General features: G+C 63.3%; 10 protein-coding genes. 9 read left to right on the forward strand and 1 reads right to left on the reverse strand.

The features are described 5' to 3' along the window. The first annotated feature begins 40 nt into the window (after window positions 1-40). The 4 genes from RSO41_RS08260 (at window position 41) to RSO41_RS08275 (ending at window position 5205) form a co-directional block, all read left to right on the forward strand. Complete coding sequence (locus RSO41_RS08260) at window positions 41-1423, forward strand: glutamine synthetase (protein ID WP_315618638.1); 1383 nt, start codon at window positions 41-43, stop codon at window positions 1421-1423. A 182-nt stretch (window positions 1424-1605) separates the two neighbouring features. After that, on the forward strand, window positions 1606-2991 hold the full coding sequence (locus tag RSO41_RS08265) for an aldehyde dehydrogenase family protein (protein ID WP_315618639.1): 1386 nt from the start codon (window positions 1606-1608) through the stop codon (window positions 2989-2991). A gap of 265 nt (window positions 2992-3256) precedes the next feature. Then, complete coding sequence (locus RSO41_RS08270; RefSeq protein WP_315618640.1) at window positions 3257-4444, forward strand: iron-containing alcohol dehydrogenase; 1188 nt, start codon at window positions 3257-3259, stop codon at window positions 4442-4444. A gap of 53 nt (window positions 4445-4497) precedes the next feature. Next, window positions 4498-5205: a glutamine amidotransferase-related protein gene (locus tag RSO41_RS08275; protein WP_315618641.1), complete on the forward strand. Its 708-nt coding sequence runs from the start codon at window positions 4498-4500 to the stop codon at window positions 5203-5205. 333 nt (window positions 5206-5538) lie between these two features. Here RSO41_RS08275 and RSO41_RS08280 read toward each other — a convergent pair whose 3' ends face one another. Beyond that, a complete protein-coding gene (locus RSO41_RS08280; protein WP_315618643.1) occupies window positions 5539-7740 on the reverse strand; it encodes a cation-translocating P-type ATPase in 2202 nt (733 codons plus the stop codon). Window positions 7741-7831: 91 nt separating this feature from the next. Here RSO41_RS08280 and cadR point away from each other — a divergent pair, with 91 nt between their 5' ends. From cadR to RSO41_RS08305, 5 genes are all read left to right on the forward strand, one after another. Next, on the forward strand, window positions 7832-8284 hold the full coding sequence (cadR, locus tag RSO41_RS08285) for a Cd(II)/Pb(II)-responsive transcriptional regulator (RefSeq protein WP_315618644.1): 453 nt from the start codon (window positions 7832-7834) through the stop codon (window positions 8282-8284). 297 nt (window positions 8285-8581) lie between these two features. Then, entirely contained in the window at window positions 8582-9601 is a 1020-nt protein-coding gene (locus RSO41_RS08290) for a TRAP transporter substrate-binding protein (protein ID WP_315618645.1), read from the forward strand. Window positions 9602-9699: 98 nt separating this feature from the next. Beyond that, window positions 9700-10134 (forward strand): TRAP transporter small permease, encoded by a 435-nt coding sequence (locus RSO41_RS08295; protein ID WP_315618646.1) that lies wholly within the window; start codon window positions 9700-9702, stop codon window positions 10132-10134. Beyond that, a complete protein-coding gene (locus RSO41_RS08300) occupies window positions 10131-11417 on the forward strand; it encodes a TRAP transporter large permease subunit (RefSeq protein ID WP_315618647.1) in 1287 nt (428 codons plus the stop codon). Before RSO41_RS08295 ends, RSO41_RS08300 begins: the two co-directional genes overlap by 4 nt. A gap of 175 nt (window positions 11418-11592) precedes the next feature. Continuing rightward, window positions 11593-12651: a GlxA family transcriptional regulator gene (locus RSO41_RS08305; RefSeq protein ID WP_315618648.1), complete on the forward strand. Its 1059-nt coding sequence runs from the start codon at window positions 11593-11595 to the stop codon at window positions 12649-12651. Window positions 12652-12662: the final 11 nt, after the last annotated feature.

Here is a 12662-nt window from a genome sequence, read left to right on the forward strand (position 1 = left end):
ACGCGATCGAGGTCGTGACAACCGGTAGGGAGAAGGCTGGATGAGCGAGATGCAAGCGAGAGACATCAGGACGACGGAAGACGCCAGGCGCATCGTCGAGGAACGTGGCCTGAGCCACGTCAAGGTGGGCATGTTCGATATCGACGGCGTGATGCTTGGCAAGTACATGCAGCGCGACAAGTTCTTCTCCGCCCTGGAAGACGGTTTTGCCTTCTGCGACGTGGTGCTGGGGTGGGACAGCAAGGATGAGCTCTATGACAATGTTCGCTTCACCGGCTGGCATACCGGCTATCCTGATGCCCCCCTGAGGGTCGTCGTCGACAGCTGTCGCGAGATGCCGAGCGAGGGCGACGGGATGCTGCTGTTCCTGGCCGAATTCGTCGGTCCCGCCAGCGATATCTGTCCGCGCGGCCTGCTCGGTCGGGTCCTGGAGCACGGGCGAGACATGGGCTACGCAGCCAGTGGCTCCCTGGAATATGAGTTCTTTCTCTTTCAGGAGACGCCCGAGTCGGTGCGCGAGAAGGGATTCCGCAATCTCAAGCCTCTGACACCGGACATGATGGGCTACTCGATGCTGCGAAGTTCGGTGCATAGCGAGCTCTACCATGAGCTCCTGGCGCTCTCGCAGGACATGGACTTTCCCATCGAGGGGCTACACACCGAAACCGGCCCCGGCGTGCTCGAGGCGGCCATCGCGGTGGACGACGCCATGGCCGCCGGCGACAAGGGCGCGTTGTTCAAGACCTTCACCAAGGTCTGGGCCCAGCGTCGCGGACTGATGGCCACCTTCATGGCCAAGTGGTCGCCTGACTATCCGGGACAGAGCGGGCATATCCACCTGTCGCTGCGGCATGGAGAAAGCGGCGAGTCGGCATTCTTCGATGCCGACAAGCCCCACCACATGAGTGATGTGCAGCGCCATTTCGTGGCTGGCCAGCAGAAGCTGATGCCGGAGTTGCTGGCCATGTTCGCGCCCACCATCAATAGCTATACCCGGTTGATTCCCGGTTTCTGGGCGCCTACCGAGGCCACCTGGGGCGTGGAGAATCGCACCACCGCATTGCGGGTGATCCCCGGCACCCAAAAGTCCCAGCGGGTCGAGTACCGCCTGGGCAGCGCCGATGCCAACCCGTATCTGGCACTGGCCGCCGCCATCGGCGCTGGCCTCTACGGCATCGAACACCGCCTGGAGCCCGACGAGCCGGTCGAGGGTAACGCCTATGAGCTGGACCACCCGCCCCACCAGGCACTGCCCGCCACTCTCTGGGAAGCGGCCCAGCGGCTCAGGGCCTCGGAAGCGGCGCGGGCACTGTTCGGCGACGCCTTCGTCGACCACTTCGCGGCGACCCGGGAGTGGGAGGAGCGGGAGTTCCGGAAGCATATTACGGATTGGGAGTTGGATCGCTACTTCGAAATTATTTAGTGGAAAGGCCGGCTGCACGACACCAAAGCTGTGTTGGAGCGCCTCGAAATCTGCTCATTGACGACAGTCAACTCCGCGATTTCTCGTTGCTCCGCCTTGCCTTGGTGCCGTTCACTCGGCCCTGGACCACGGGAATTACTATGCGGATCGTTCGATACCACGTCATGAGGTGCAAACGACAGATGGCAATACAACAGACGATTTCGCCGGTGGACGGTTCGGTGTATGTCGAGCGCGAGCTGGCCGATGCGGCGCGGGTGGAGGCGGTTCTGGAACGGGCAGTGGTGGCGCAACGGGCCTGGCGTGCGACGTCGATCGCCGAACGTGCCGGTTTCTGTTCGGCGATGGTCGATGCCTTCGTTGCCCGTCGTGACGAGCTGGCCGAGGAATTGACATGGCAGATGGGGCGGCCGATTTCCGCCGGAGGCGGGGAGATCGGCGGCTTCGAGGAGCGGGCGCGTGGCATGATCGCTCTGGCCGAGGAGGCGCTGGCACCGATCACACTGCCCGACAAGCCGGGATTCACCCGCTATATCACGCGTGAGCCGCTGGGCGTGTCGTTCATCGTCGCCCCCTGGAACTTTCCGTTCATGACCGCGGTGAATGCCATCGTGCCATCGCTCATGGCCGGCAATGCGGTGATCCTCAAGCATTCGGCCCAGACGCCTCTGTGTGCCGAGCGTCTTCAGGAGGCCTTCGCGGCGGCCGGCCTGCCCGAGGGCGTCTTCCAGCATCTTCACCTTTCCCATCCGGCGACCGAGGCATTGATTCGCGATCCGCGTATCGACCATGTTTCCTTCACCGGGTCGGTCGGTGGCGGTGAGATGGTGGAGCGCAATGCGGCGGGGCGTTTCATTGCCACCGGCCTGGAACTGGGTGGCAAGGATCCTGCCTATGTGCGCGCCGATGCTGATCTCGATGCGGCCGTACCGGGCGTGATGGATGGTGCCTTCTTCAATGCCGGCCAGAGCTGCTGCGGCATCGAGCGAATCTATGTGCATCGCGAACTGCATGATGCCTTCGTCGAGCGGGCCGTGGCCTGGGTGCAGCAGCTCAGGCTGGGCAATCCCTCCGACCCGACGACCACCCTGGGGCCCCTGGTCAAGCCGGCGGCGGCGGATTTCGTGAGGGCGCAGGTGGAAGAAGCGGTGAGTACCGGAGCAAAGGCCTGGATCGATCCCGGTGATTACCCGTTATCCGAGCCGGGCAGTGCCTATCTGGCGCCCCAGGTGCTGACGGATGTCGACCATTCCATGCGTGTGATGCGCGAGGAGAGTTTCGGCCCGGTGGTGGGCATCATGTCGGTGGATTCCGACGATGAGGCCATCGAGCTGATGAACGACAGCGACTTTGGCCTGACCGCTGCGATCTTTACCCGTGACATTGCCGTCGGCGAGCAACTGGCCCGTCGCCTGGAGGCGGGGACCGTCTTCACCAATCGCTGCGACTACCTGGATCCCGAGCTCGCCTGGACCGGCGTCAAGCAATCTGGTCGCGGTTGCTCGCTGTCGCGCTTGGGTTACGAGACGTTGACCCGACCCAAGTCCTTTCATCTGAAGCATGCTTGAACCCGGCTTCGCCGGGAGCTGTAAGCCGTAAGCTGTAAGCGGTAAGTCCCCTTGACCCCATGACATCGGGGGCACGCTGGCTTCGAGCTTCGAGCTTCGAGCTTCGAGCTTCGAGCTTCGAGCTTCGAGCTTCGGGCGACGAGCGACGAGCAGGGAGTTGCCGCTCTGGAGGTGGTTGTCGGGGTTCGGATCTCGTATCTCGCTGCTCGTATGCTTCGGGTTTCGAGCTTCGAATGTCATGCCGCCGATATTGGAGACTGAGGATATGAAGAGCAAAGACGACATGAGTCAGTTCACTGCTACCTGGAACTATCCAGCCCGAATTCTTGCCGGGGCAGGGCGGGTGCGGGAGCTGCCAGAGGCATGCCGGTCGCTGGGTATGCACTCGCCCTTGCTGGTGACCGACCCCGGTCTGGCGGGGCTGCCGATGGTGCACGATCTGGTACAGCGCTGTGCGGATGAAGGCCTGAGAGTCACCGTGTTCAGCGAGATCAAGGGCAACCCTACCGGGGCCAATGTCGAGGCCGGGGTAGCGGCCTATCGGGCGGGAGGCCACGATGGCGTCATTGCCTTCGGTGGCGGCTCGGGGCTGGATGCTGCCAAGGCCGTGGCCTTGATGGCGGGGCAGCGCGATGAATTGTCCATCTGGGAGCTGGAAGATATCGGCGATTACTGGCAGCGCGCCGATGGTGATGCCGTGGCACCGGTGGTCGCCGTACCGACGACCGCCGGCACAGGATCCGAGGTGGGGCGTGCTTCGGTCATCACCAACGAGAAGGAGCACGTCAAGCGCATCATCTTTCATCCGCGAATGGTGCCGGCGACGGTGATCCTCGACCCGGAGCTGACCCTCGGTCTGCCGGCATCGATCACCGCCGCCACGGGAATGGATGCGCTTTCCCATTGCCTGGAGGCCTGGTGTTCGCCCAACTACCACCCCATGGCCGAGGGGATCGCCGTGGAGGGCATGCGGCGGATTCGCGATCACCTGCCCCGTGTCCATGCCGATGGCCGAGACCTCGAGTCACGCCAGCACATGCTGGTGGCCTCGATGATGGGCGCAACCGCTTTCCAGCGAGGACTGGGTGCCATGCATGCCCTGGCCCATCCCCTCGGCGCCCTGTACGACGCCCACCACGGGACCCTCAACGCGGTACTGATGCCTTATGTGCTGCGGGCCAACGAGCGGGCCATTGGTGAGCCCATGGTGCGCCTGGGACGCTACCTCGACCTGCGGCAGCCGGGTACCGGAGCGGTGATCGACTGGGTGCTCGATCTGCGCGAACGCCTGGGAATCCCGCCGACGTTGTCGGCGCTGGACATCGATACCGAGCAGGCGGAGAAGGTCGGCCGGATGGCCGTCGCCGATCCGTCATCTGCTTCCAATCCCATCGCCTTCGAGCCCGAGCGATATCGCGACATTTTCGTCGATGCGGTCGAGGGCCGCCTTTAGGCGCATGCCGAGCGGGGGAAGCATCACGACGGGATCAACGGGGGGATAAGGCGATGCACATAGGCCTTTTGCAGTGTGACGACGTGGCGCCGGAGCTGCAGGAGCGGCATGGCAATTATCCGGAAATGTTCGAGAAGCTGTTCACTTCGGTGGATCCGACACTGACCTTTCAGGTATGGCGATGCCTGGATGGAGAGCTGCCGGATGATACCGGGGCGGTGGACGCCTGGCTGACGACCGGTTCCAAGTTCGGGGTCAATGACGGCCTGCCGTGGATCGAGGAACTCTGCGATTTCGTCCGACGACTATGGCAGGCCGACAGGCCCCTGGTCGGCATTTGTTTCGGTCATCAGCTGATCGCCAAGGCGTTGGGAGGAAAGGTCATCAAGAGTGCCCGGGGCTGGGGAGTTGGCATGTCCTTCAATGACGTGACGGGGCGGGCCGACTGGATGGACGCACGGCAGGACAGGCTCGACCTGGTGGTCAGCCACCAGGACCAGGTGGAACTACCGCCACCGCATGCCAGGGTTCTGGCGGGAAGCGACTTCTGCCCCCTGTATCTGATGCAAGTCGGTCAAAGCTTTCTCGGCGTGCAGGGACACCCCGAGTTTTCCAAGGCCTACTCGGCGGACCTGATGCGGCTGCGCGCCGACCTGATCGGCGCCGAACGGGTCGACCGTGGGCTGGCCTCGCTGGACGCCCCGGTCGATGACCGTTTGATGGTGTGCTGGATACTCAAGTTCATGCGCCGGTGTCTCTAAGGAACCGCTGAATAAATCGCCGAGCATAGTGAAGGCTAGGCCCGTTCCCGACGGGCCATCGCTTTTCCCACATCCTTGTGGGTCACGCAAGGCTCACGGGGCACAGAAAGCGAGGCATAACTGGCAGTTAGGCGAGCTTTCGACCGGGCTGGCGTACCAGCACCGCGCACAAATTCGCCAGGAGAGAATTTGAGCCGTCTTTAGACGGGCCCGCAGGGTAGCCGCCATGGATGGCAGCTATAGCGACGCGATTTGCATGCGTAGGCATTTAAGCAGCGTTTCCCTAAGCCGGGCTTTGTCCCACCACGAAACGAAGTCGCCGTTCGGAGCCGTTCATTCGGGCCGATGGCGCAGCAGGCGCAGTCCGTTGCCGATGACCAGCAGGCTGGCGCCCAGGTCGGCAAACACCGCCATCCACAGGGTAGCCTGGCCGGCGAAGGCCAAGATCATGAAGACGGCCTTGATGCCGAGAGCCAGCACGATGTTCTGAATCAGGATGCTGTGCGTGGCACGGGACAGGCGCAGGAAGGTCGGTAACTTGCCGAGATCGTCGTCCATCAGCGCCACGTCAGCGGTCTCGATGGCCACGTCACTGCCGGCCGCCCCCATGGAGAAGCCGATATCGGCGCGGGCCAGCGCCGGCGCATCGTTGATGCCGTCGCCGACCATGCCGGTCACGCCGTGGCGACTGCTTTCCTCGATGATGGCGAGCTTGTCCTCGGGGAGTAATTCTCCTCGGGCGCTGTCGATGCCGGCTTCGCCGGCGATGGCCGTTACGGCGTGCCGGTTGTCGCCGGAGAGCATCAGGGTCTTCACGCCGAGCCCGTGAAGGGCCTTGATGGCTGCCAGGCTGGTGGGCTTGAGCGGATCGCGTACGGCGAACAGCGCCAGGACCCGGTCGCTGGCTCCCAGCGCTACGACACTGGCGCCGCGCCGCTCCAGTGACTCGATGCGCTCGGCGAGCGTCGCGTCGATCAGGCCTTGCGCATCGGCCAGCCGGCGGTTGCCGAGCCAGAGTGCCTGTCCATCCACTCGACCTTCGACGCCCTGGCCGGGGCGTTCGCGGAAGTCGTCCACGTTGCCTTCATTCGGGGGCGAGGCGAGGGCGCGCTGAATGGCGGCGGAGACAGGATGGGTCGAGCGTCCGGCGAGCAGCGAGGCTTGCCGCGCCAGGTCCTGGAGGCTTTCTTCCGAGGATACGTCGAGCGCTTCCCAATGTTCGAGTGTCGGCTCGCCCCGGGTCAGGGTGCCGGTCTTGTCCAGGGCCAGCCAGGTCAGGTGCCGGCCCTGCTCCAGGAAGCGGCCGCCCTTGATCAGGATGCCGGCTCGGGCGGCGGCGGAAAGGCCACTGACGATGGTTACCGGCGTGGAAATGACCAGCGCGCAGGGGCAGGCGATCACCAGCAGCACCAGGGCACGATAGATACCGTCCAGCCAGGCGCCGCCGACGACCCAGGGCCAGGCCAGGGCCGTGAGCATGGCCAGGGCGAAGACCGCGGGCGTGTAGACGGCGGCGAAGCGGTCGATGAAACGCTGGGTGGGGGCCTGGCTGGCCTGGGCCTGCTCGACGGCGTGAATGATGCGCGCCAGGGTCGTGTCGCTGGCCTCTCGGGTGGTGCGGATGTCGAAGTCACCGTCGTGATTGATGGCGCCGGCGAAGACGCTATCGCCTGGTGCCTTGTCGACGGGCAGGCTCTCGCCGGTGATCGGCGACTCGTCGAGGCTGGGGTGGCCGCGGACAACCTCGCCGTCCAGCGGTAGGCGCTCGCCGGGGAGTACTCGAATGATTTCGTCGATGGCCACGTCTTCGGCGGCCACGGTCTCCCATTCGCCTGCTTCCGCGCGCCGCCGGGCCTGGCGGGGTGCGCTGTCGAGCAGGTCGCGGATGGCGCGGCGGGCGCGTTCCAGGGACCCCGCCTCGATGCGTTCCGCCAAGGTGAACAGCACCATCACCATGGCGGCCTCCGACCAGTGACCGATCAGCAGGGCGCCGGTCACTGCCACACTCATCAGGGCGTTGATGTTGAGGGTGCGGTGACGAATCGCCACCCAGCCCTTGCGCCATGTCGGCAGGCCCACCAGGGCGATGGCCAGCAGGGCGAGCAGCGGGGAGAGCCAGGTGGTCCAGGGCCAGGGCGTCCAGCCGGCGATCTCCGCCGCCAGCGCCAGGACGCCGGCCAGTATCAGACGGCCCCAACGGGGTTCGCCGCTTGCCGGGGCATCATCGGCGCTGTCGTCCCCGTCGTCCAGGGCGCGAGGCGTCATGCCCAGGCCGCGCACGCGTGCCTGTAGCGCCTCGGGGTCGGCGTCGTAATGATGAATGCTCAGAATTCGACCCATCAGGTCGAACTCCAGGGCGGCGACGCCGGGCGCTGTGGCCAGGGCCCTGCGCAGCAGGGCTTCCTCGGTGGGGCAGTCCATCTCCTGGATACGAAGACGCAGGGTTGCGCTGTCGGCCGGGGCGGTCACGGCCTCGCGAGCATGAGGCTGGTGGCCGCCGCAGCAGCCATGTTCCTGAGGCATGTCATCGGACATCTCGGGCTCCGTTCGTGATATCTTGCCGACATCACACACCCTATAGTCTATATAGGGTCAAGCCCTGATGCTGAGTGAGTGGAGGTCGATGATGAAAATCGGAGAACTGGCGACTCGAACGGGATGCCGGGTCGTGACCATTCGCTATTACGAACGGGAAGGTCTGCTGCCCGAGCCGGCGCGAAGCGAGGCCAATTACCGCCTCTATGGCGAGGTGCACGCCGAGCGCCTGGCCTTCATCCGGCATTGTCGTGCGCTGGACATGACCCTGGACGAGATCCGCGCCTTGCTGGCATGCCATGACGATCCGGAGGGGACCTGCCATCAGGCCGACATCCTGATCGACGAGCACCTGATGCATGTGAAAGCGCGTATTGCCCAGCTTCAGGAACTGGAGGACGCCCTGGTGGTGCTGCGAGCCCGTTGCCAGGGGCAGCGTCCGGCCGCCGAGTGCGGCATTCTCGATGCACTGTCCCGACCGCCGCAGGAGGTGCCCTCGAGTGAAGACGCCGAACATGTGCCGGGCACGCATCCTCGGGTGTGAGAAGGGCTCGAGGGACTCAAGTCACTGAAAAGCATTCTGGACATGAACCGTCTTTAGACGGGCCCACCGGGTAGCCGCCAAGGATGGCAACGATAGCGAAGCGATTTTCATGCGCAGGCATTTGAGCCGTGTTGCCTTGAGACTGCCTTTCGGTGCCGGGAGAGATGATACGGCACCACCGAGTGATGAAAGTTCATGTTTTGTCGCATATGGACTCATAACGTTCGTATTCAGTGCCAGTACCGGTTCGGCTTTGTGAGAGCGTCTTAAAGACTTTGCCAACCAAGGGAATCTGGAATGAAAAAAACAATGCTGGCGATGAGCGTCTCCCTGGCACTGATGGCGACTGCTTCGCAGGCCTGGTCGGATGCCCGGACACTGAAGTTTCACAGCGGGCTGGCCGAGTCTCGGCCTGAAGCGGCGTATCTTGAGCGCTTCTCCGAACTGGTCGACGAGTATTCCGAGGGCCAGCTTCAGGTCGATGTTTACCACGCGGGCTCGCTCGGCCTGAAGGAAGCCGACATGCTGCGCATCATGCAGCGCGGCATGGTCGACATGGCACTGATGTACGGGGAGTACTACAACCGCGATGCTCCTGAAATGGCTTCGGTCTATGCCCAGGGCGCGATCACTGAAGCGGAACAGCATCTCGACATCCTGCCCACCTTGCGAGAACTGTATCGGGAGGGCTATGCCGACTGGGGAGTCCATACGGTTGGTGGTGTTGTTGCGCCGGTATTCGATGTGGGCCTGCACTGCAAGGAGCCGGTCAACACCCTCGAGGGCCTTAGTGACAAGAAGGTTCGGGTCTGGTCGGGCCATCTCGTCGAGACGTTCGATCGTCTCGGCATATCGGCCCAGGTGATTCCCCAGAACGACATGTATCTGGCTCTGCAGACAGGCGTCGTGGACTGTGCCTATTACCTGTCGACCGTGGCCAAGACGGTTTCGCTGCAGGAAGTGACCGACTACGAAGCCTACCTCCATCCCTGGGCAGCCTCTCCTTGGATGTTCGGGGTCAGTGATCGCACCTGGAACAGTCTGGACGAGCAGCAGCAGCAAATCCTGACCCGTGCCGGCGAGGAGATCTGGCAGGAAACCCGCGACAAGGCGGTGGATCCGGAGCGCGAGGCCGAGGCACGCGAGGAGCGTGAGGCCATGGGTATCACCATGCTGCCGGCGTTCTCTGACGAGGATGTGCAGACCTTCGTGGATGCGGCCTGGGAGGCCTGGCATGAGATGGCCAGCAAGGCCGGCGACGAGGGCATTCGCTATTACGACACCGTGACCGGTGAACTCCAGAGCGATTCCCAATAAGCCGTCATCTAGAGAGGCCTTTGATGAGAGTCTTGTCTACCTGGTTGGACAGACTGGTATATGGGGTATTCCTGATAGGCGTGTGTGGAGGGGTGTTCATGACCGGCCTCGTGCTGGTCAGCACCCTGATGAGATATCTGGCCGGGAGCCCCATCGGGTTTTCCGATGAGCTCTCCGGCTTGCTGTTTCTCTCCCTCTCGTTCTTGTCGCTTCCTCACGTACTGAATACCAGTCAGCACATTCGCATCGACCTGTTGGTGCGTACCCTTTCCCGTCGTCTGGCCGTGGCGGCTGACATCTTCGCCAATGCGATCTTCGTCGCCTTCGCCATGGTCTTCGCCTACCAGGCTTGGGACTTCATGGTGTTCTCGCTGCAGATCGGTGCGCGCTCCGAAATCAGCGGGGTGCTGCTGTGGCCCTGGATGGCGCTGATGCCGCTGTCGATGGGGCTGTGCATGCTGATCATCGTGAGAAACGGGCTGCGGGGGCTATTTGGCCAAAATGTGTCATCATCCGGGGAGGGCCTGTCATGAGTTGGGCGATTCTGAGCGCCGGCCTGCTGGTCTTTCTGGGCAGCGGTGCGGTTCTGGGAGCGGCTCTGGGGCTGACCGGCTTCATCCTGCTGCACTTCCAGGCGGGTGGCGCGTCGGCGCTGGCGATCAATTCGGCGTGGAATCTGCTGACCGAGTTCACGCTCAGTGCTGTGCCGTTGTTCATCTTCCTCGGCGATATCCTGCTGGCCAGCGGCGTCTCCACCCGGGTCTACAACGGGCTGACGCCGCTTTTCCGACGGGTTCCTGGTCAGCTGCTGCATACCAATATCGCTGTCTGCACATTGTTCGGGGCAGTGAGTGGGTCGAGCACTTCCACCGCGGCGGCGATTGGTTCAGTCGGCTATCCCGAGTTGAGCCAGCGTGGCTATTCGCCGCGCATGATCGTGGGCACGCTGGCGGCTGGCGGCACGCTCGGGCTGTTGATTCCTCCCAGTTTGGCGCTGCTTATCTACGGAGCGACCCAGAACGTCTCGATCGGCAAGCTGTTCCTGGCGGGCATGCTGCCGGGCCTGATGATCGCTCTGGCGTTCTTCGGTTGGATCATGGTGCGCTCTAGCCTCGGTTCGTCGGTCGCGCCTCCACGTGAGGAAAAGATGGACTGGGGCGCCGTGGGTCGCGGTTTGCTGGAAGTCTGGCCACTGCCGATCCTGATCTTCTTCGTGCTAGGCACCATCTACATGGGCATCGCGACGCCCACCGAGGCGGCGGCCCTGGGGGTGACGGCCAGCATTGTACTGGGCCTGACCTGGGGCGATCTCGACGTGCCGAAGTTGTGGGGAGCCTTCAAGCACGCGTCGATGATGTTCGGGGCCATCGCCATGATCTTGATCGGCACCGTGATCTTGTCCCAGGCGGTGAGCCTGCTCGGTCTCCCCCGGGCCGCGGTCGATGCCATCGCGGGGCTGGGGCTGGACCGCTACGGCATCCTGCTGATGATCGTGCTCGTCTATCTGCTGCTCGGTTGCTTCTTCGACGGCATCTCCTTGCTGTTGATGACCCTGCCCATCACTTTCCCGATGGTCACCAGCCTGGGGTTCGACCCCGTCTGGTTTGGCGTCATCGTGACGCTGCTGATGGAAATCGGCATGATCACGCCGCCGGTGGGGCTCAACCTGTTCGTGCTCTGCTCGATTACCCACAATGAGGTGACGCTGCCCGATGCTGCCTGGGCCTCGTTGCCTTATTGGCTGATCCTGTTGGGTGCGGTGGGCACCTTTACGGCCTTCCCGGAGCTGATCCTCTGGCTCCCCAATCTGATATAGCCCGACGCTCTCGGCGGTCGCGCCGAGGGTCTTTCCAGGGGCTCGGGGTGCGTCGACACACCTCGTGCCCCCACCCGGCGTTACTCGGGGCGTTATATACCGGCCTAGCCGGCCAACCTTCCAGAACCCTCTCAATCAGGTTCGGTCGAGATGACAATGCTCACCGGTCACAGACATGGCGCAAAGTGCCCGATTCGATAGTCCCCTGATCAGCAAGAACCGGGCTTTCATCGAGGTGGGGGCCGGAGAGCCTCCGATCGTCGGCCGTCGGCGAATTGCCTTTGTCCTGTTCGAGCATTTCTCCTTGATGGCCTTTACCGGGGCCATGGATGCCCTGGTGACGGCCAATCTGGTCAAGGCGCCAGTGGCGTACCAGGTCATGGTCGTGAGCATCGATGGTCGCCGGGCCATGAGCGACCTGGGTATCGAAGTCGCCGTCGACGGCTCTCTGGAGGACCTCCGGGAAGAGACGCTCGATTATCTCATACTGTGCGGTGGCTACCGCCTCGAGATGCATGCGTTTCCCTCGCTCAGGGTCAAGCTGCGGGCCGCCGACTACGCGGGATGCGCGCTGGGAGGGCTGTGGAATGGTGCTTACTTCATTGCCGAAGCCGGTTTGCTGGATGGGTACGAGTGTGCCTTCCATCCCGACGGGCGGGCCATGATGTCGGAAGAGTTCCCCGCAGTGACGGTCTCTTCGCAGAGCCATGTCGTGGACCGTGACCGGGCCAGCTGCGCCGGCGCCAACAGCTCTCTGGATATGATGTTGTCGATCATTAGCCGCGACTGCGATATGGCCTGCATCAGCGCTATCGAGGAGGTGCTGAGCTGTGACAAGACCGAGGAGGCAATCGACACTTCCGTGATCAGCATCGACCGGGACTTATCGTTGCCACAGTCGCTAAAGAATGCGCTGGAGCTGATGCGCCACAATATCGACGAGCCGTTGTCGATCGGTGAACTGGCGGCTTGTGTCGGTGTCTCGAGGCGTCAACTGGAGCGCCTGTTCGGCCGCTGCCTGGAGACGACACCGGCGCGCTATTACCTGGAACTGCGCTTGACCCGGGCGAGACAGCTATTGCAGCAGACTAACAAGGATCTCGCCGATATCGCCGTGGCGGCGGGGTTTGTCAGCATTTCCCACTTTCGTCGCTGCTTCAGTCAACTGTTCGGCATTTCACCCGGGCGCTTCCGAAAGCGTCGAGCCAGGACCAATGACGGTCGATCAGGCTGACTCGCACGAGA

This window comes from Halomonas sp. I1, from assembly GCF_032334135.1.
In the GTDB taxonomy this organism is placed as follows: Bacteria; Pseudomonadota; Gammaproteobacteria; order Pseudomonadales; family Halomonadaceae; genus Halomonas.